The organism is Flammeovirga sp. SJP92 (assembly GCF_001583495.1).
In the GTDB taxonomy this organism is placed as follows: domain Bacteria; phylum Bacteroidota; class Bacteroidia; order Cytophagales; family Flammeovirgaceae; genus Flammeovirga.
Genome location: NZ_LQAQ01000083.1, coordinates 1 through 22,116, shown reverse-complemented (window position 1 = coordinate 22,116; position 22,116 = coordinate 1). Strand labels below are relative to the sequence as shown.

At 36.1% G+C, this 22,116-nt stretch carries 10 protein-coding genes; 4 read left to right on the top strand and 6 right to left on the bottom strand.

The features are described from left to right. Positions 1-485: 485 nt before the first annotated feature. Together AVL50_RS18245 and AVL50_RS18240 are read right to left on the bottom strand one after the other, a co-directional pair. Positions 486-1,844: a PAS domain-containing sensor histidine kinase gene (locus AVL50_RS18245; RefSeq protein WP_062617924.1), complete on the bottom strand. Its 1,359-nt coding sequence runs from the start codon at positions 1,842-1,844 to the stop codon at positions 486-488. Beyond that, the gene (locus AVL50_RS18240; RefSeq protein ID WP_062617923.1) at positions 1,834-3,222 is read right to left on the bottom strand and encodes a sigma-54 dependent transcriptional regulator; all 1,389 of its coding nucleotides are present in this window, start codon (positions 3,220-3,222) and stop codon (positions 1,834-1,836) included. Before AVL50_RS18240 ends, AVL50_RS18245 begins: the two co-directional genes overlap by 11 nt. A gap of 621 nt (positions 3,223-3,843) precedes the next feature. Between AVL50_RS18240 and AVL50_RS18235 the strand changes: the two genes are divergently transcribed. The 3 genes from AVL50_RS18235 (at position 3,844) to AVL50_RS18225 (ending at position 9,583) form a co-directional block, all read left to right on the top strand. After that, entirely contained in the window at positions 3,844-5,490 is a 1,647-nt protein-coding gene (locus AVL50_RS18235) for a sulfatase (RefSeq protein WP_062617925.1), read from the top strand. 904 nt (positions 5,491-6,394) lie between these two features. After that, complete coding sequence (locus AVL50_RS18230) at positions 6,395-8,347, top strand: FAD-dependent oxidoreductase (protein ID WP_062617922.1); 1,953 nt, start codon at positions 6,395-6,397, stop codon at positions 8,345-8,347. Between the two features lie 747 nt (positions 8,348-9,094). Then, a complete protein-coding gene (locus AVL50_RS18225) occupies positions 9,095-9,583 on the top strand; it encodes a hypothetical protein (protein ID WP_157491418.1) in 489 nt (162 codons plus the stop codon). A gap of 322 nt (positions 9,584-9,905) precedes the next feature. Here the strand turns inward: AVL50_RS18225 and AVL50_RS18220 are convergent, their stop codons facing one another. The 3 genes from AVL50_RS18220 to AVL50_RS18210 are packed head-to-tail and all read right to left on the bottom strand — an operon-like array spanning position 9,906 to position 16,940. Continuing rightward, positions 9,906-11,984: a hypothetical protein gene (locus tag AVL50_RS18220; RefSeq protein WP_157491417.1), complete on the bottom strand. Its 2,079-nt coding sequence runs from the start codon at positions 11,982-11,984 to the stop codon at positions 9,906-9,908. Between the two features lie 13 nt (positions 11,985-11,997). Continuing rightward, on the bottom strand, positions 11,998-13,815 hold the full coding sequence (locus tag AVL50_RS18215; protein ID WP_082795909.1) for a RagB/SusD family nutrient uptake outer membrane protein: 1,818 nt from the start codon (positions 13,813-13,815) through the stop codon (positions 11,998-12,000). Between the two features lie 14 nt (positions 13,816-13,829). Continuing rightward, positions 13,830-16,940, bottom strand: coding sequence for a TonB-dependent receptor (locus AVL50_RS18210; RefSeq protein ID WP_062617918.1), 3,111 nt, complete (start codon positions 16,938-16,940; stop codon positions 13,830-13,832). A 731-nt stretch (positions 16,941-17,671) separates the two neighbouring features. Here AVL50_RS18210 and AVL50_RS18205 point away from each other — a divergent pair. Further along, a complete protein-coding gene (locus AVL50_RS18205) occupies positions 17,672-21,823 on the top strand; it encodes a hybrid sensor histidine kinase/response regulator transcription factor (RefSeq protein WP_062617917.1) in 4,152 nt (1,383 codons plus the stop codon). A 93-nt stretch (positions 21,824-21,916) separates the two neighbouring features. On the opposite strand, the gene AVL50_RS33545 is transcribed toward AVL50_RS18205, so the two are convergent. After that, positions 21,917-22,116 (bottom strand): hypothetical protein (locus AVL50_RS33545; protein WP_216639063.1); only part of this gene is annotated, 200 nt, incomplete at its 5' end.

The following is a 22,116-nucleotide window of genomic DNA, read 5'->3' as shown; positions in this document are numbered from 1 at the left end:
TATTTGAAGCCTATTTAAAAGAATGTATAAAAACATATAACTTTATAAGACCACACATGTCATGTTATATGAGAACTCCTATTCAGATGCATAAAACAAGAGGTAAGAAACGAAGGACTTATCGGACAGTAAAAGTCACACAATAAGCCTCGAAATTTATTGAGGTGAAATTGACAGCGAAGCGAATCAATTTTGCATCAATAAATTTGAGGAACTCGCGGTAGCGAAATAAAAACTGAAGGATACCTATAAAAAAGACCCAATAATTTTTAAATTATTGAGTCTTATATCAAAATTAATTCACTAAAAAACTGTATCGTTTTTTCAGGGCATTACAGCTCTGTTTTGAATCAACATTTTAAAAGCTTTTAATGTTCAAGCTTCATTTCTGTTTTAACACAAAAACAAAGCAAAAATGTCAAGGCTTTAAAGTTAAAAGCTAAATTCTATTCGTTTCCTACAGATCATCAGAAATCTCCTGATTACTAAAACCAAACCGTAAACTCAGACCCTTTGTCAATCGCTGACATTACCGTCAATCTTCCTTTATTATTCCTCATGATTTGTCTTGAAAGACTTAAACCAATACCTGTATGTCCTTTTTTGGTGGTAAAGAAAGGAACAAAAATCCTAGACAATGCATCCGTTTCAATACCAGATCCATTATCAATTACCTGCAATACAGGACGGTTGGTTTGATCATCTTGTTTACAGATGATACTTACTTTGCCGGCGTCATTTCCTTCCAACTCCTCCAAGGCATTTTTGATGAGATGCTGTATTACCTCACTTAATTGCTGAGGATCTGAAGTCACCATCAAGCCTTCCATTTGAATATCCAAGTCAATCGTTATTCCTTTTTCAATGCTAATTGCTTCGTATTGAATTAAGGTTTCCTTACACAATTCACCAAGATTGATATGCTGTGGTTCGCTTTCTCTTAAATGAGCCATCACTCTGAAATCTTCTGCCAGTTTTGACATCTGATGACTTCTTTGCTGTATTGTATTTAAGGCAAGGTTCAAATCTTCAAAATCTTCTGCAGTTGGAATTTCTGAACGCTCTAAAATCCCTTCTTTGATATAGTCTAACTCGGAACTTACTGTATCACTCAAAGATGAAATTGGAGCCATGGCATTCATGATCTCATGTGTCAATACCGTAATCAGCGACTCCCAAGCTTTGATCTCTACTTTCTCTAACTCCTCTGCCACTCTCGTTATGTTGAAGATGTTGATCACTTCTCCTTTAACATAGACAGTCATTTTTTGAATTAAAACCTTGTCAACATTGTATTTTCCTTTCAATTCACTTTGATAACTTTCTATATCATCATCATTAGTGAAAATAGTATAAAGTGCTGGGTAGGCTTCTTTAAAATCTAGAATATTGGTTGTTTTGATTCCCGAAAATAATCTCTTAGTTGTAAGATTAGAAAAAACAATTTTTCCTGAAGGATCAAAGGCAATCAAACCAGAGTCAACATGCTGTGCAATACTTTTGTAAAACATTAAATCCGATTCTCTATTGGATCTCAATTCTTTGAAACGATCCAATGCAGAAGCCAATGATTTATTCAATTCATTTTGAATATCGCCTGAAGCGTTAACAGAAAATGTTTGTGTAAAATCGTCGTAGTTAATAGCATCTAAGAACTTCTTCATTTCAAAAGCAATACCACTTATTTTCTGGATCAGCAAATACACCTGATAAGACAGTAATCCAAAAATAAAAATAGTGGTTGCCAAGTATTCCTTCAACAAAAAGAAGCTCAAGGCAATTGCTGTTAAAACGAGAAGAAAAACTCTAAGTGATACTTGAAGTTTGAATTGTTTATAAACCATGTTTTTCGAGTCTTCTGTACAGTGAGGCTCTGGTTAAACCTAGTGACTTAGCGGCTTTAGATATATTTCCAGAGTATTTACTTACTGCTTTCTGAATCATCATTTTTTCTACAGTATCTAAATCGAATTCGGATAAATCGAACTCTTCCTCTTCTTTATTTTTCTCTACTAAGAATGTGAAATCCATTGGTTGTAAAGTATCACTATCAGCCATAATCACAGCTCTTTCCAATGCGTGCTGTAATTCCCTCACGTTACCCGGCCAATAATATTTCTGCAGTTTCTTCATTGTTGAAGAAGCAACTTTCAATGGACCTCTTCTGTATTTCTTAGCATAGGTCTCCAAGAAATGAGCAACCAATAATGGAATGTCTTCAATTCTATCTCTTAAAGGTGGCAAGTGAATCTCTACGGTATTGATACGGTATAATAAATCTTGGCGAAATTCTTTGTTCTCCACCATTTCGTAAACCGGCATGTTCGTCGCACACACCAATCGGATATCAATACTAATAGGTCGGTTATCACCTACTCTTGTCACTTCTCTTTTTTGAAGTACCGTTAAGAGTTTTGATTGTAAGGTCATTGGTAAGTTGCCAATCTCGTCTAAGAACAACGTTCCTTTATTGGCAATTTCAAAACGACCTGCTCTATCTTCACGGGCATCTGTAAATGCTCCTTTTTTGTGACCAAATAATTCAGATTGGAAAAGCGTTTCGGAAATAGAACCCATATCTACACCAATAAATACCTTTTCATTTCTGAGTGATTGTTCATGAACTGCTCTCGCAATCACTTCCTTACCTGTACCGTTTTCACCCAATATTAAAATATTAGCGTCTGTTTTTGCCACTTTACTAATCAAAGCAAAAACCTTCTTCATCGCAGGGCTGTCACCAATCACAATTCCCTCTCCGCTTCCTGTTTTACTTAATGCAGTTGAAAGCTGTGTCTTTTCTTCTTTCAATACTTTTACCTGATCATACGACTTTCTTAAACGCGCCGCCGAAGTAAGTGTAGCAATCAGTTTTTCGTTGTTCCAAGGTTTCAACACAAAATCAGTTGCTCCTTGTTTTACTGCATTTACCGCTGTTTCCACATCGCCATAAGCGGTGATCATGACCACCACAGCATTGGGATCAATTTCTAATATTTGCTCTAACCAATGAAAACCTTCTTTTCCACTTGTGGTATCCTTTGTAAAGTTCATATCCAAAAGAATCACATCATAAGAGTCATTCTTTAATAAGAAAGGTATCTTTCCAGGATTACTTTCTACCTGAACTAAATCTGCCTGTTTTTTTAATAACATTTTAGCGGCCAGCAAAATGTCTTCATTATCGTCTATTACAAGGATTTTCCCTAGTGGTTTACTCATTGTGGTACGGTTAGTAAAATTTATTTCATGAAAATAGGTAGACTTATCTTAAAAGCCTAAAGCAATATTAAAAATCGTCCATAATCGAACATAATTTTCAATTAAAAATTTTTCAGAAAACCAAATTTCATGATCCTATTTTTGAAATTTAAAACATAATATAATCGAATTATAAACTAAATTATCGTTTCATACAAGACCCTCGCGAACTACCATAAAAAACCTTTATGGACTACAACACAGTCCATTTTGTATAATGGTTCATAAAATGGTTTTTATGGTGGTTCAGTGGACGTTGCAATGCAACATCCCTACTTTGTGTTAAGATAAAAATGAAGAAAAAGGAAACTTGAAAGTAGAACATAAAAAGGTTGTAAAATGGATGACCATTATTCTTAGTGCAAGATTTAACATTGACAAAAAAGTGATTTACAGCTTATGAAATGTAACATTATGTCCAAATTTGACGCATAGCAACATCTCATTGAGCAGGAAAAAAGTGGATTTCATGGGTGGCTTATACTTTTGGAAGTGAAATAAATAAGCACTAAGACAAGAGCAAACGGATTTTTATCCTGTCCTAGTACTTGTATGAAATGGAACTATATTACCTTTATAATTATGAATAGATTATTTCAGCTTCTATGTTTTTTATTGATTTGTACTTCGTGTACTTCTATTAGCAATAAACAAAAGACAAAAAAGAAACCGAATATACTTTTTATCTCTATAGATGACCTTCGACCTGAAGTAGGGTGTTACGACAACAGCATTGCTGTAACTCCTCATATGGATCAGCTGTCTTCACAAGGCATTCAATTTAATAGAGCCTACTGCCAACAAGCAATTTGTAGCCCTTCAAGAGCTAGTTTGATGACAGGGGCAAGACCTGAGACCATTAATGTCATTGAAAACTATACGTATTTTAGAGATGAAAATCCTGATATCATCACTCTTCCTCAGCATTTTAAAGAAAATGGCTATGAGACCATGAACTGTGGAAAGGTGTATCATGCAAAATATAATGACCCTGAGAAGTCATGGTCAAAAAAACCAGATAAAAAGCTTTTAGGGTATAAATTCAAAGGTTTGCCAGGCGGTTATGCTTTAAAAGAGAATCAAGAGATTTTCAAGAAAAACAAAGCAGACATGATTGCAAAGTACGGTAAAGAAGCAAAATATGGATTGGGAATGGGACCCGCATTTGAATGTGTAGATGTTCCTGACAATACCTATATCGATGGGATGAATGCCGATCTTGCTATTGCCAATATCAAACAAATGATCACGGAAAACCCCGACAAACCTTTTTTTATGGGATTAGGTTTTATCTCTCCTCACTTGAACTTTGTGGCTCCTAAAAAATATTGGGATTTATATGATAGAGATCAAATCAAAGTAAGTACACAAACTGAAGCTCCTGAAAATGGTGCAACGATGGGCTTACACGCTTCTTTTGAATTAAGAACAAGAGCCAATATTCCTAATAAAGGAAAGATTGGCGATGATCTTGCGGTTGATTTGATTCATTCTTATTTAGCCACTTCGAGTTATGTGGATGCACAAATCGGCAAAGTGATTCAAGCATTGAAGAAAGAAGGGATTTTGGAGAATACCATCGTTATGGTTTGGTCTGACCATGGTTATCATTTAGGTGAAATGGGTATTTGGGGTAAAGCTACTAATTATGAAATTGCCACTAGAGTTCCATTGATTGTATGGACGCCAGATCAAGAAAGCAGAGGTGTTCCTTCTGATGCTTTGGTAGAGTTGGTAGACATGTACCCAACGTTATGCGATTTAGCGGGAATTGATAAACCATCACATTTAGAAGGACAATCCTTCGCCCCGCTTTTAAACAATCCCAAACAACCTTGGAAAGAAGCTGTATTCAGTCAGTTCCCTACCCCAGCATTAAGAGAATGGGCGGCTAATCCACTTTCTAGAGGAATGAGAGAAACATACTTTGGACCTTTGATTGAAGAGGTGGAAGAAAAAATCAAAGATCAGATGAAAGCCGACTGGGACAGAGCTTTGTTTGAAAATGACATTATGGGTTATGCTATGCGTAATAAGGACTACCGTTTAGTGGTATGGAAAAACCGTAAGCAACCCAATGAAGGTCCTCTTTTTGTGGAACTTTATGATCACAAAAATGATCCTGCCGAAACTAAAAACATCGCTTCTTCTTCTCCTGAAATTGTAGCCAAACTAATGGCCCAAATGGAAAAAGGATGGGAAGGCAATAGAGCTGGTAAAGAGATATAAAAAAGGTTGGAAGAAACGCATCAAATAGTGTTGTACTTATATAATAGTTAGAGTAGAAATAAGTACTAGGACAGAAGAAAAGGGATAATTTTAGCTTGTTATTTTTTATTCTAATCAAGGCAGATTTGCAGAGCATAGCCTTAGTTACACAATAAAAATCTAACGAAGAGTAGGATAAAAAAGATAAAATAAAATGTCCGTTTACTTTTGTCCTAGTACTTAAGTACTAGGACAGAAGAAAAGGGATGATTTTAGTTTAATATTTTTTATTCTAATCAAGGCAGATTTGCAGAGCATAGCCTTAATTACGCGATAAAAATCTAACGAAGAGTAGGATAAAAAAGATAAGTTAAAATGTACCTTTACTTTTGTCCTAGTACTTAAGTACTAGGACAAAAGTTATGGAACTTTTTTAATGAAGAATTAAGAATGTGTAGAATTATGGTTCGTAAAATGGTTTTTATGGTGGTTCTGTGGACGTTGCAATGCAACATCCCTACAACGGTATCCATCATAAATGATATTCTACCAAAAATTGAAAGTAGGCTGTAGGGACGTTGTACTACAACGTCCACTGAACCACAACACGAACCACTTTTTTTACCTTCAAAAGTTCCCATTTCTTTTGTCACAGTACTTAACAGCTTTAATGGTATCAACTCCTTAAAGTGAAGGTGATATTAGTATTGTAGAGGCATGATCACTTTCAAAAAACAGCCCTATTGTCTGTTTTTCCAACATTTAAAAACTATTAGAGCATGTTTGAAACATCTCTTTCAGTAAAAAATATATTCCAAACATACTATTAAACAACAAAATTCCAAGTAGTTATAAATAAGAATAAATCACAGTTGTTTTTCATCTGTGATTTTTTGTAACACATTTTAATCAACAAACCACAATTATGAAAAGAAGAGATTTTTTAAAATCTGGAGCTAAGGGATCATTGGCCTCTGGATTGTTATTGACTGGAACTAACCTTCATGCAAAAGATAAAACGAAAGGTGGATTGGTTAGTGACCGAAGTAAAGACAATTGGCAACAGCTCAGTAATGGTGAAAAGGGCACTCCTGACCGCTTTAAAAATGAAGAATATGATGTAGTGGTGATAGGCGGAGGAATGGCAGGGATTTGTGCTGCTGTAGCTTCTGCAAGAGAGGGTGCTCATACGCTTTTGGTGCAGGACCGCTCTGTTTTAGGGGGCAATGCATCAAGTGAAATTAGAGTATTGGTCAATGGTGTCAATCATTTACAGCCTGATTGGATTCCTGAAAGAGAGACGGGTATCATTGAAGAAATATTACTTCACAACCGTTTTTTAAATCCACAAGAATCGTTTTCGGTGTGGGATCATGTGCTTTATGATTTTGTGATTCGTGAACCACAACTTGATTTGCTTTTAAATACACAAGCTATCAATGTGGAAATGAAAGGCAACAGCATTAAAAAAGCGGTGTGCTGGCAAACAAGCACAGAAACTGAATACCATATTAAAGCCCAGCAATTTATAGATTGTTCTGGTGATGGCCTGTTGGCCGCCACAGCAGGTGCCGAATACAGAACAGGCAGAGAAGCCAGTGCAGAGTTTAATGAAAAATATGCTCCAGATGTAGCCGATGGCTGGCAAATGGGTGCAAGTTTGCTGATTGCAGGTAAAGATATGGGAAAACCAACCCCCTACACTCCTCCTTCTTTTGCTCTTCCTTTTACATTAAAAGGTTCACATCCAAAAAGAAAAGTCCGCTCTTTTAATGAAGGCTATTGGTGGGTAGAAGTGGGTTCTCAGAATGACATTATCGCAGATCAGAATGAGATTCAAGAAAAACTAATGGGGTATGTGCACGGCGTTTGGGATTATATCAAAAATTCTGGGGAATATGAAGGCACTGAAAACTATGCTTTAGAATGGATCGGTTCAGTGCCTGGCAAAAGAGAATCAAGACGCTTTATGGGTGATCATATTCTAAATGAAAGAGACTTGGTAGATCACCATCATTTTAATGATGCTGTAGCTTATGGTGGTTGGTCTTTGGATGAACACAACCCGGGTGGGATTGAAAACTTAGAAGAACCGCCAAGTTATTTCCATTATCACTTTAAGAAAATCTATCAAATTCCATTCAGAAGTCTTTATTCTAAAAACATTGACAACCTGCTCTTTAGTGGAAGAAATATAAGTCAGACTCATATTGCACTTTCATCAACTAGAGTGATGGCCACTTGTGCATTAATGGGACAAGCTACGGGTACTGCCGCTGCCATGTGTGTGCAACATAAAACCAATCCAAGAGGTATCTACAAAAAGCATATCAAAACACTTCAAGAAAAACTTCTGATCAACGATGCCTTTATTCCTGACCACCCTTCATTGGACCACAATGACAAAGTCAGAGAGGCACTTCAAATCACTGCTTCGAGTACAAAATCAGGCGATGCGTCTTTGCTCAACGACGGTTGGTCTAGAGATTTCAATGGCAAGGAACACCACTGGGCTTCTACTTCCCTCCCTGCTACGGTCAATATAGAATGGGAGAAACCCGTAGATCTTTCTTCAGTGATCATCAAATGCGACACAAATGTCAAGATGAATATCATGATGAGAAATAATTACAACAACAAAAAGATTTTCACAGACAAGGTTCCGCCAGAACTTTTAAAATCCCTCTCCCTTCAAGCCAATATCAAAGGGCAGTGGGTAGACCTCGGTTCAATTGACCATAATCAAACACGACGCATTAAATTCAACTTTGAGAAAATCAAAACTACAAGTATTCGAATTGTTATGAAGGAAACTTATGGTTTGAAGTACGCTAAACTGTTTGAAGTGAAGGCGTTTGAAGAGGAGGTTTTAAGTTAAGTATTAGGACAGAAGAAAACGAGTATTTCGTAGACCCATAATTTCAATTATGGGCTTTTGGGAAGGCAACTCATTTCTGAATACTTGATTATAATATTTAGCTTATTCGTATTTAAATAGATGAAAAACCTGTAAACCTTTGAGATATATCAAGTTGATAATGAAACAACTTCCCATAAGCCCATGGCTTCAAGTCATGGTGCACGAAATTTTTACTCTTTTCTTCTGTCCTAGTACTTAAAGAAAATGAATCGTGTTGTGGACCGTAAAGTGGTTCTTGTTGTGGTGCGGCGGGCAGACACACAGGTCTGCCCCTACGTGGGGTCAACATTTAATTTAGCATCTGACTATTGTAATGGGCAATCGAGAATAGGTTCCCAATAATTGCCTTTTCATTATCTTTTATCAAACGGTTTCTAAATCCCAGCTAACTTTGCCATTTCTTGATCATTAATCCAGTAATGATCTAAAATTGTATTAACCAAAAAACACGTAGGGGCAGACCTATGTGTCTGCCCACTGTACCACATGTCTTTATATCACAAGAGTCAAATCAATAGGCGCCCACTTGTGATGATATATGTCCCTCCCCTTCAATTACTAAAAGTCTACCAACATTTTATGGCTATAGTTCCTAATCACACTTTCAGTTGAAGACTTGAACCAGTAGGTTGCTTCTACCATTTTTTTTGATTTTTTTAGCTAAGCAAACATCATATTTTATTATTAAAATTACTTCAATAGACAATGATTACAGGACTTGATTATATCAGCTATTCATCCGATAGGAATATGTTGCAAACCATTAAACACTTCAAAAAGATTTTAAAGAATAAATGGGATAGTGTAATCTATGAAGAAGATATAGAAAAAGATGGAAAAGGACAGGTTAATAAGATTACACTTTTCATAGCTCCAAATCAAAGTGTTTATGATAGTTTTGATGATCTAGGGTATACTATCAATTCTGATAAAGAATCATGCTTCATGTTGGCGGGTTCAAAAAAAGAAAGTTCTCAAGAGTTATCCTTTTTTAAAGATCATAAAGATAAGATTGACGGAGAATGTAATCTATTTCTTGCCAACCTAATTGAGTGGACATTAGTATTACCTCAATATTTAGAAAAGGACAATTTTTCATATTGCATATATGATCTTTTCATCAATACCTTAGGAGAAAAAAGCGGTTTAGAAACTTATTCAATACTTCCTAAACCAGTTCAATATTACCTGTAGTAATAGTTGCATTTATAACGCGAATGTACATAATAAGTACTAGTACAAAAGAAAACAACTATTTCATGTACCCTAAGTTAAAACTATGGACAGGTAATATAATAGCCCTACCTCATCAAGACTGAAGTCCTGATGGTTGCAACATAAGCAATACTTTCGTTTTGATGGAGTCAATATCACTTGCCTACGTATTTAGTCGTTGTGAATGCTATATTTTGCCTTTTTCTTCTGTTCCAGTATAACACAAAAAAGCCACCCCTTTACTCCGAGGAGTAAGAGGTGGCTTTTACAGTTAGGAAAGAATCTTAGGTCTTCTCCTATTTTATGGTCTTGCTTCAATTGAAATACAGCTGAAGTTATCCAAATAGAACTCTAAGGCTCCTGTGGCTGGTACTGGGTCAACGACTTTCAATACCAATTGTCTTCTTGATGCTTGTAAATCGAAGCTTACAATTTGCTTTACAGTGACCCATTTTCCTTTCTCAACATTTGAAATATCTGGAGTATACTCACTCTTATCATTTCCTGGAAGGGAAGTATCTTGGAAACCTGTAATTAAACCACCTGTGAAGTCAATGCCTTCTGGGATATAAATATCAAAGGTCAATAAGTAATCACCAGGGGCATTCTTCATACCATTGGCCCAAGTCTTGCCCGAATGGATATTGTGAATTGAGAATAAAGTAGAGGTTTCAATAGTACGATCATCACTGATATAAGACATACTTGCGTCTCCATGTGATGCATAGGTAGTCGATCTCAACCATTTTTTCTTCTCGGCATCTGCTCCACCATCTTGGTACCACCCGTCTGCATTGGCATTACCTAGTGATGAATTACCAATTTCAACACTGATCATATCTGGATCTTCAAATTCGTTTTCTGCAAGGTTGTACATCACAACGCTCTCTTCTTCGAAGGCTTCCAATTGATTTCCTGTTGCTGATACAATTCCTCCGTTACCGTCGTAAGCAATTGTAATTTCATCCGAATTGTACGTTGTCTCTCCTACTGAAAGGAAAATGATTTGACTATTGTTTGGATCAATTGCTACTGCTGAGATCGAAGAAGGGCTATCGTAACCGTTAGGGTTCTTGATATGTGCAGTGAAGTGACTTGCCGCATCTGCTCCAATTGCTGACACTGGAATTGAAGTTTCGAAAGTAATGATTTTTAATGAGCTTTCAACCAATGCAGATGTTTTCAATAATGCCTCATCAACTGTAATCATCAATGGAATTTTAACTTCTTCTTCCACATCCGGCATTCCTGCCACACCTTGACGGATTACTTTGAAAGTACCTGCCTCGAAACCTACTGCAATTGTTGGATATTGTGCCATGGCACTCTCGTCTGTGTAAGTACCGTCTACCGTATTGTTCAATGTCCATAATCTATCGTTGGCTAAACCTCTCTGTGTATTGTCTACAAATGTCAGTGTTTCATTTACTTTGATGGAAACTTGTGTCCAATCTGCTGGATCAGAAGGGATTTCGTCTCCGTCGTTGTAAGCAAAAAGTAATGTTTCACCTTTATAAACTTCATATTGAGGTCTCAATTCTGGAGCTGAAATATTCAATTTCAAAGGAATCGTCTTTTGTACGGTTTGCGATAAGGCTTGTGATGAACCTTGACGAATGGATTTCATGGCACCTGCTCTGCCTTGTCCTGTTCTCATTGGCACTACCTCAAACACTCTATTCTTGCTTGTTTCTTCCAAGTAACTCAATGTCCATTCTGTATCTGTTGGCTTACCTACAGTAGTAGTATCTACAAATGTAAGGACATCCTCACTCGCTATTAAGTCAATTGTAGGCCATTCTGAATCATCAGCTCCGTCTACTTCTTGCTCAGCTGACACAAAAAGAACAGTATCCGTATGGTTTTTCAACACATAAAATGAAGGTTGAACATGAGCGTAAACTTCTACATTAAAAGTGGTATCAATCACCCAAATACCTGGCTGATCTGCCTTTTCCTGTGCTTCAAGTTGTCTCTCCGCCCCGTTGTGTGTTACTTTTCTATCATACGTATTGTATAATCTCACTTTATGAACACCAGCAGTTGGGAAATACACATGTACTGTAGCATCTTCTGATTTTAAACCTTTAGAGGTATCGATAAAAGGAGTAAAATCTTCTTCATTTTTACTGAAATCACCCGTAAGGTAATTTGACTCCTCACCGATGGTCCACTCATGGAACAATACACCTTGTGAAGCATCCATAAAGGAAATGTAATCATCAATAGAAATTTCCAATGTGTCTTTATGCTCTTCACTTATTGCCCAAGAGATAGCTCTTACTTTTTGATCGTCTGCAATTTCATCTTCTTTCTGGCATGATGATAAACCAAGAATGCCCATTAAAAAGAGTGCAACTATTTTATATATATCTTTCATGATTCTCTTCAGTTTAGCCTTTAACACCTGGATTCGTTGATAACTCTGATGTTGGAATTGGATAGAAGTCATGCAATGAAGGAATGTAATTCATCAATGCCGCTTCACCATCTACAATCTTATAGTTTGGTCTTGCAGTGTACTCCTTATCTGGAAACGGGTGAGTATCTCCACCAGGAATAATACTACAGTTCCAAAGTGTTTTTCCTGAATATGTTCTAGCATCTTTGAAGTGAATCACCCAATAGTTTTGACTAGAAATTCTTTGGAAATTCTCTTTGATAATCCCCCATCTTCTTAAATCAATCCATCTTGTCATATGTCCTTCAACCGAAAGCTCTAATGGTTTTTCAACATACATCAAATGATCCATTAAAGTAGAAGCAGTGTAAGTCACACCATCATATGTTTTTGAACCGTCAACCTGTGTTCCGATTAATTCAAGACCCCATCGTCCTCTAATGGCGTTGATCAAATTAATGGCTTCATTTACCTGACCCATTTTGATCTTACATTCCGCTAAGTTCAAGTAGGCTTCAGATAATCTGTTCACCACTACATTTTTCGCTGATCTTTGGTTACCCAATGGCAAGTTTCGCTCTGTATCCAAAATGTCGTGATTACTGAACTGCTTGTAGTAAGCAAATTCTGGAGATCTTGCACCACCTGCTCTAAATGGATCTGCTTCTGATACAGAACCCAATTGGTAATAAGGTGTTAAGTCATCTTCAGCTAAAGCCATCATTGCTGATGCTCTCATTGAGATATTTCTTTGATAAGAATTACCATCCAATTCGACTGTATTTCTAGTGTCCTGTGGATCAACCTTCTCTGATTTGTAAGCATAAGCTACCCAACCTACAGGAATAGACTGTCTGTTACCGCCAAACGTTTGAGGAGCAAAAACAGCTGCCCATCTGTTTTGACCATTAATCTCATCCCAGTTGTTCAAATCTGTTCTTACTTCATTAGAATAAGCAACTTCAAGAATTGACTCTGAATTGAATGCCCCAGCTGTAGTAAAGATCTTATTCATGTCCATCTCCAAAGCATAACCATACTCTCCATTGTAAATCACATCCGAGTAATAGTATGCCGCTGAATCATAATTTGATCCTTCTACAAAGTCAAATAAGAATGAATTTCCTAAAATCATAGCCGCCGAACCTTTTGTTGCTCTTGCTGCTCCACTGATATCAGAACTTGCATGCTTGGCTGGTAAATGAGCATAAGCATAGTGAAGGTCTTCTCTCACAAACTTAATTACTGAATCTGCCGAAGATACTTTTTTGTACATATCATTGGCATCAACCCAAGTATCTCTGATGATTACCTCACCGTTGTTAAATGCTTGATGTGCATAAAAGTGGAATAATCCTCTGAAGAAACGTGCTTCTGCCATTTGCAATGCCCAACGCGGATCATCTCTGAACTCTGCCATTGACTCAAATTGCAATCCATGGATCACTTGATTGGCTTTAAAAATACCATTGTATATTGCCGCCCACTTTTTATTGATCTCATCACTTGTTTCTGTGTAAGTATGCTGATAATAAGTCAGCAATTTACTCGTTGGCGTTGGTCTGTCCATACCAGGATACCCTAAGTCAGAACGACAAGCCTCTTCACCAAAATTCCACATGTAATGATTCATCATCGATGCATATACCGCTGTTAAGCCTGCATCTGAATCGTCTAAACTTTTATAAAAGTCTTTGATGGTAGTTTCATTAGGGTTGATTTCTGTCAAGTAATTATTACATGACGTTATACCAAAGAAACTAACTAATATTATTATACATCTAATGATGTTTTTTGATAAGTAATTCATAGTTGTCTGTGTTATTAGAAGCTCAATCGGAAACCAGTTGAATACAATGCGGAAATTGGATAATTACCTTTATCTAAACCTCTTGAAGACACGCCATTTCCACCCACTTCAGGATCGTAACCTGTGTAGTTTGTAAATGTCAATGCGTTTTGTGCTCTGATATAAATTCTGAAAGCATCAACTTTTGTCTTCTTCAACAATCTCTTCGGAAGGCTGTAACCAAGCGTGATGTTTTTCAATCTTAAGAAAGAACCATCTTCTAACCAAAGATCCGTATCACCTCTGAAGTTAGTTGTACCTTGTTTCAAATCACCTCTGTAGGCAGGGATATCTGATGTAGGGTTGTCAGGTGACCAAGTATGAATCTGATCACGGTGTCTACCTTCAGAATAAGCCATCAGTTTACTACCGTTCATAATTTCATGACCCACAGCGGCGTACCAGTTCATCATGAAATCCCAGTTTTTCCAACGAAGATTAACAATCAAACCTGTTTCAAATTGTGGTAAACCACTACCTGCATACTGTTTGTCTGCTTCCGTAATCTGACCATCGCCATTTGTATCACGGATCATCAAGTCACCCATTTTAGCCGCAGGGTTAATTTTGTTGTATGCTGCTAATTGTTCTTCTGTTTTGATGATACCGTCTGTTTTATAAAGGAAGAAAGCACCTGCTTCATAACCTTTTGCAAATACCGTAGCTCTTGACTGGTTCACTGCACCCCAGATCAAACCTTGATCGGCAGTGTAAACAAAATCTTCCGTGTTCATGTTCGTGATTTCGTTTCTATTACTTGAGAATGTACCCGTAATATTCCAGTTCAAGTTCTTCACTTTACCTTTGTAACCCAATGCCAATTCATAACCCTTATTGACCATATTACCAACATTCAATGTCACTAACTTGTCGTTATTACCACCTGTTGCCGTACCAGCAGATGAGGGTACTTCAATTGGGAATAACATGTCTTCTTTTGTTGTATGGTAGATATCGGCGTTGAATGTTAAACGGTTACCCCAGAATGCCATATCTACACCAATGTTGTTTTGGATAGAAGTCTCCCACTGAACGTTTGGATTAGCAAATGCTGCTTGAGCCGCACCTGAGTAAATCTTACCGTTGAAATCGTAATCATAACCTCTTCTAATCGTTGGCAAGTCAGAGTAAGGTCTGAAAGACTGACCTCCTACATTACCATGAGAAGCTCTGATTTTAAAGATGTTCATTGTTTCTCTTGCACCTTCAAAGAAGCTTTCTTCTGCTACGTTCCATGCTAATGAAGCAGATGGGAAGAATTTGAATTTATTATTTTCTGAGAACTTAGAGTTACCGTTATAGTTACCACTCAATGACAATAAATATTTCCCTTTGTAATCGTATTGCAAACGACCAATAGTACCAATTAATTTATAAACATAATTGAAACCTGGAATCACTGATGTTTCTAAAGTAGCAGATCCAAAACCTGGTTTGTTATTGTCAACAATACCTCTTCTCTGAACAGTGTGGCTTTGTCCACCGTATTCCTCAATTGAACCACCTAGTAATGCAGAGAAGTTATGATCTCCCCATTTTTTATGGAAGTAAAATCTACCATCCCAGCTAAAACTTGTGCTTCTTTCCGTTTGCTCTGAGTAATACGAGTTGTTCGGATCAGAGAATTCCTTACCTGTGTTCTCATTTACAATTTTGAAATAAGGATTGAAACGGGAACGGTTTCGGTTTAGCACATTACCACCACCATTTGTAGTAAATGACAACCAATCTGTGAAATCATATTTGATACTTACATTACCAGAAAAACGATCTCTGTCTTCAATATCTTGGAAATACAATGATTGATATAAGAAGTTGGCTTGCACTGCTTCTTGATCCGAAGCACCTGCATAAACGTCTTTACTAGGATCAACCGGCGCCATGTAAGGCTTGTAACGGATTGTCTGTGTCAACAAGTTACCTGAAGGTCTTTGTCTTTCTTCAGTTGAGATGGCAATTGAAGAAGTAATCGTCCATTTTTTCGACTTGTAGCTTGAACCACCACGTAAGTTGAAACGATCAAAAGAAGAGTTGATCACGTTACCTTCCTGACTATAGTACCCTCCTGTTAAGTTATATGTAAATCCTGAACCTGAACCGCCCGTAATGTTTAAGTTATACTGCTGTGTAGGAGCATAATCAACAAATACTAGCTCATCCAGATTGTTATCGTTCAAGAAGTTGTTTTTGTTTCTTTGGATAAACATGTTGATCTCATCATCTGAGATCCCTGGATTCAAGGCTCTTTGTTCAAGGATATCAAAATACGCTTGCTGTTGTGAGTTCATCACTGGAGTGTTAGACGTAATCTGTCTCACACCATAGTTACCATCTACAGATACTTTCAGTTTCCCTTGGTTACCTGTTTTGGTAGTAATCAAAATTACACCATTTGCACCTCTAGTACCATAAACCGCACAAGACGCCAAATCTTTCAAGATGTCAATAGTTGCAATTTCGTTAGGCGCTAATCGAGGATCTTCGTTTTGAGGAATTCCGTCAACAACGTATAACGGCTGGTTGGCCCCCTCTACGTTAGACACTGTACTTACACCTCTAATCTGGATCACTGATCCTTCACCTGGAGAACCTGAAGCCGATGTTACACTCACACCTGCCACCTGACCTTGTAAAGCATCACCAATATCTGAAGTCACAAAGTTGTCTAGCGTTTCTGATTTGATGTGTGCAACTGCACCAGAGATTTCTTTTTTCTTTTGCTCTCCATAACCAATTTTCACTACCTCGTCCAGCATTTCCACATCGCTTTCCAATAAAATAGTGACATTTGACTCTGAATTCACATTAAATGTTTTGGGCTTCATCCCTATGAAGGTAAACAACAAAACATCACCTTCTCCTACCAAAATAGAGAACTTACCGTCAAAATCTGACACTGTTCCCTGTTTGGTTCCCTGTACCATAATGTTTACGCCTGGCAGTGGCAGATTGTCATCCGCACCCAGCACCTTACCATTTAGTACTCTGTCTTGTGCAAAAGTATCATTCGTAATAATTAGAATAGACAGTAATGCAATCAATAGTATACTCCTATAAGAGAATAAGTTAGATAAGTAAGTATTCATGTTACATTTCATTAATAAATTACTTTTGGTGCACGAAGTAAGTTCCTGCACTTATAATTGAAAGGCATTTGAAAAAATTTCAATTAATATGTTACCATTCATTTCACCTGCGATTAGAATCATTTTCAATAGAGTATTCATTTCAACTTGTTGATCTAAAAAATTTGAGTTGGCCACATCAATTAGAATAACTCAATATTATTTTTCTAATCTGTTATTTGACAAGTAGTGTTTGAAGTAAAAATTCTCTTACTAAAATTATCGTGCTTGTGTTAAATAACATCCTAAAGGTAGATACAGATCAAAATTTGAAGGTGACTTTCAATCAATAAAATGTTTTTTGAAGTAAAACATATATGTAACTTGCTGAAATTGTTACTATTAATAAGTATATATAATTCATATAATTAAAGCGATTTAGTGAGGAAATTAAAGTTTAAAAAATTAGAACGCACCAAAAATGGTTCTACAGTATGTTTCAAAGATAAAGAAAACGATTATATTTTCACATTTATTAAGACTTATCACAAAAGGGTAAATATTGTATTTATTTTATATAAATTCTTTTTCATTAAAATGGTGTTAATGGATAAAAATAAACGCTTAAAAGCTTTGGTAAAAATAATGTATTTTTTACATTTATGATAGAGTATTTTTTAAACTGATCTAAATATTTTTATTGAGTTGGGCATTAAGTGATTAATAGATTTTGTCCCAATAAGACCGTACACATGAGAAGAATTTACTTTATTCAACTGTTTTTACTACTAACATTTTTGCATATAAATGTAAGGGCTCAAAAAACTAATAACTCCAATAATGGATTAATTAATTATAGTATTAATGACGGAGTATCACATTATGGAGTCACTGCTTTATTGAAAGATCATAAAGGGTTAATATGGCTAGGTACTTACAATGGCCTTGACCGGTTTAATGGTTATGAGTTTCAGAATTATAGAAACAATGATTACGAACAGATTTTAAGTGACAACAAAATCAGGTCACTCTACCAAGATCAAAAAAACAATATCTGGGTGGGCACTGAAAACGGGCTGAACATTTACTTGTATGATCAGCAACGTTTTGAAACCATTCCTACGGACAATATTTCCAACTCTTCAGATAGACCTTGCGTTATTGCGAAGATTATTCCTTTGAAAAATCATGTCGTCTGTATCACAGAATATGACGGTTTACTGTTTTTCAACAAAGACAATTACCAACTGGAAAGGGTCCATCATATTGAAGTGAAGGACAAAGCTTTCCGTTATGTTTTTGATGCTATTTCTCTTGGTGAAGATGTCATTTTGATTTCTACTGCCAAAGGTTTAATTGGTTATAATTCTAAAACAGATGAACACGAGTACATCTTAAAAGACCAAATCTCTTCTTGTAAAGGAATCACACTTGATGATGATAATAATATCTTTTTGGCGGAGTATAACGGCATTAGTTTGATTAAAACTAACTTGATCAATGGCAAATATCAATTTCATCGTATCAAAAAGTTTTTTCAGAATGCTCGTTTTCTGCATCTTGACATGGACGACAACAATAACCTTTGGTGTGGTATGCTTTCGAAAGGTTGTGCGTTGATTGAAAATCCAAAGCAATTAAAAGAAAAAGCTCGTTTCAAAAGAAATAAAGCCACTCGATATTTTGATATCGGCAGGGTAAGTGATATTCTTTCCAATAGTAATGATCATGAAATTTGGATCAGTTCACTCAGTAATGGTCTTTTTGCCTTTGATAAAATTGCGACTCCTTTTAAGTATTCTGACTTGAATACAGCTGAATTGAGAGGCAGACGCTTTAATAATAAGATTTTAGAAGGATGTATTTGGGATGAAGACCATATCTTGTTGAGCTCTTATTTGAGAGGATTAATTTATTTTAATACAACTACAGGAAAAATTGAACCGTTGCCGGAAGAGTTTGATCAGATGCCAATACCTGATGAATGGTCTGCGGTAGTAAAAGATAATTTAGGTGGAAAATGGCTCCGATTTACAAGAGAAAGAGGAAGCTGGTTTTATCAAGCTCCTAACGAGACAAAAAAATGGAACCGCGTTCAATCTACTGAACTTCCTCGACTGACTTATTCAAAATTGATTCAGGTCAATGCGGATCAACATGGCTTTTACTGGGTAGCAACCAATAATGGTTTCTTCCGTTTTAAAATGTCGGCAAACGGAAAAGTAACTTCTGGCAGCACACTTGATAATAATCCCAATATTCAGCTTACAGAAGCCAATCAATTTAAAACCTTAATGATGGATTCACTCAATCATACCGTTTGGGTGGGCACTACTCTCAATGGACTGTTAAGAGTGGATAATCATGCTGAAAAAACACTCAATGAGATGAATATCAGCCAATATAAACATGATGTGAGTGCTAAGAATTCATTGCCTGATAATCATGTTTCAAATATACTTCTTTTACCAAACGGTTCTATCTGTGTTGGTTTGGAGGGGAAAGGAATTTGTATCATTAAGGACGTTTATAAAGACAACTTAAAATACGACTGCTATTCTGAAAAAGATGGTTTGGATAATAACATCGTTAAAAAAATCATTTATGATCAGAATGATAAACTGTGGATTACAACAGATAAGGGACTTAATTTATTTGACTTACACACCAAAACATTCAAAAGATTTACGGTGGAAGATGGTGTACGTGCCTATGCTTTTGAAAATGTAGGTTTCTTGCATAATGAAAACACCATTGTATTTGCCGCCGGTAATGGTATTTGCTATTTCGATCCATCAAAAACAGAAATAGAAAAACCAATTCCCCCTTTCAGTTTTGGTGATCTGGTATTGCTCAACACTACCGTACATGTCAATGATACGATTGACAATAGAGTTATTTTAGACAAACCTCTAGACCAAAAGAAAAAAATTGTTTTGCAATACGATGAGAATAACTTTTCAATTGAGTTATTACTATTGCATTATTCTAGTTACCCTTCTAGTTATAAATTAAAATACCGTTTGCTTCCACAAGATGAGGAATGGATTGAGACTACTTCAGCCTTTAAAAATGTATCATTCAATGGTCTTGCTCCAGGTAAATATACGTTAGAGGCCATGGCTTCTAATTCTAAAAACCGCTGGACGGAACCTATACAATTAAAGATTGAGGTAAAACCTCCGTTCTGGAAAACGTCTTTTGCTTACTTCTTGTATTTCGTCACATTATGTATCATTATTTATACTGTGATCCGATTTATGCTCAATCACACTCACCTAAAGCATGAGCTGGAACTAGAACATATTGAACGTCTACGTGTGGATGAATTGAACAAGACGAAGGAAAGAATCTTCATGAACATTTCTCATGAATTCAGAACGCCTATCACATTGATCACAGGTCCTATTCAAATGCTCCTGAAAATGTTTGAGGCCAACAAAGATGCTTTTGTTCACCTTGACTTGATCCATAGACAATCCAATAAAATGTTGCAGTTGGTTAATCAGGTGCAAGATTTCCATAAAGCTGAACAGTCAATTTTGAAACTGAAGTCGAAAAACTTTGATTTCACAGCTCTGATCATGGACATCAAAAAAGACTTTGAGACGCTGGCGGAAAAGCAGGAAAAGCATTTGGAAATTGAAGGAGATGCTAATCAATTGTTTATCACGGCAGACCGTTACAAAATTGAGATTGTTCTGAATAACTTATTAAACAATGCTTTTAAATTTACTAAGAAAGGTGACACCATTAAAATCAAATATGGTTATGACGAGAATTCATTGTTCTTCCAAGTAATTGATACAGGTATTGGTATTGAGAAAGCTCAAATTCCTTATGTTTTTGACCGTTATTATCAATCTGAAAATTCAAATACTTACTCCATTGGTTCTGGAATTGGTTTGGCCTTCTCTAAGCGATTGGTGGAAATGCACTTCGGTAAAATTGCCATTGAAAGTGAACTGAATGAAGGCACAACTTTCTCTGTTACACTTCCGGTTGAAGTCAATGCAAAGGATGCTTTGAATGAAAATAGAATTCAAGATATTTTAAGTAATGAAACGGACGAAGAAAAACAGAAAATTCTTCCAACGACATTAGAATTGCCAAGTTATTTGATGGATGAGAGTTTGAAAGAATTGAATGTTTTCTATGTAGAAGATAATGAAGAACTCCGCACTTTTGTTAGTGATGTCTTATCAGAATATTTCAATGTAACCTGTTTTGTCAATGGTAAAGAGTGTCTTGAAAAACTTGAAAATGAATGGCCTGACTTAATTATCAGTGATATTTTAATGCCTGAATTGAACGGTTTGGAACTGTGTATGAAGTTGAAAACCGATATCAGAACAAGTCATATTCCTATCATCCTGCTGACGTCTAGATCTTCAATTGACGACCAAGTGAAAGGACTGGAAGTGGGTGCGGATTTCTATATCTCCAAGCCTTTTGATATGAAACATTTAATTGCTTCTAGTCAGATGCTGTTGAAAAACAGAAAGCAATTAAGAGAGCGTTTCCAGATTGATTTCCCTGTAGAAGTAGAAAAGAAAAACACCAATAAGGATGATGCCATTTTCATTGAAAAATTCTATGAGTTGATTGAGGAAAACCTTGAGAACGAAGACATTGATATGAATGTTTTTGCTAAAGGACTTTATCTGAATAGAACTACTTTCTTCCAAAAAGTAAAAGCCATTACAAATTATACACCTTATGAATTATTGAAGGTCTATCGTCTGAAAAAGGCAGCAGAGTTTTTGGTTCAGGAAAACCTTCCTGTAGCGGAAGTTTGCGTGAGAACGGGCTTTAAAAACCGAACACACTTCAGTAGAATGTTTAAGGAATACTATGGCGTTTCTCCGAGTAAGTATGGAAAAAGTTTAGAAGAAAAGGCTTAATGTTCTTTTAATATGTGATTTGCGTGGGTGTTGTAATACAATGCCCATGTTTTATACATAGGATATAATGAAGTTCTCTTTATGAACATTATATCAAAACCTTCTTTCTCTTTTTTGTTTTTTATCAAGAATATAATAGGTTAACATGAACAGAGGAGTATTTATATACATTACCCAAAAATATTTATTGTCTTGAAAATCTGATGCAATAGTCATCATTGCAATGGACAAAACTCCTAATATTATTCGAATAATAAAGCGATCTGTAATGCCCTGAAAAAACGATACAGTTT

What these genes read in the sequence shown, in the direction of transcription:
- AVL50_RS18245 (WP_062617924.1), bottom strand. Translation starts at nt 1,844, where the DNA reads ATGGTTTATAAACAATTCAAACTTCAAGTATCACTTAGAGTTTTTCTT.
- AVL50_RS18240 (WP_062617923.1), bottom strand. Translation starts at nt 3,222, where the DNA reads ATGAGTAAACCACTAGGGAAAATCCTTGTAATAGACGATAATGAAGAC.
- AVL50_RS18235 (WP_062617925.1), top strand. Translation starts at nt 3,844, where the DNA reads ATGAATAGATTATTTCAGCTTCTATGTTTTTTATTGATTTGTACTTCG.
- AVL50_RS18230 (WP_062617922.1), top strand. Translation starts at nt 6,395, where the DNA reads ATGAAAAGAAGAGATTTTTTAAAATCTGGAGCTAAGGGATCATTGGCC.
- AVL50_RS18225 (WP_157491418.1), top strand. Translation starts at nt 9,095, where the DNA reads ATGATTACAGGACTTGATTATATCAGCTATTCATCCGATAGGAATATG.
- AVL50_RS18220 (WP_157491417.1), bottom strand. Translation starts at nt 11,984, where the DNA reads ATGAAAGATATATATAAAATAGTTGCACTCTTTTTAATGGGCATTCTT.
- AVL50_RS18215 (WP_082795909.1), bottom strand. Translation starts at nt 13,815, where the DNA reads ATGAATTACTTATCAAAAAACATCATTAGATGTATAATAATATTAGTT.
- AVL50_RS18210 (WP_062617918.1), bottom strand. Translation starts at nt 16,940, where the DNA reads ATGAATACTTACTTATCTAACTTATTCTCTTATAGGAGTATACTATTG.
- AVL50_RS18205 (WP_062617917.1), top strand. Translation starts at nt 17,672, where the DNA reads ATGAGAAGAATTTACTTTATTCAACTGTTTTTACTACTAACATTTTTG.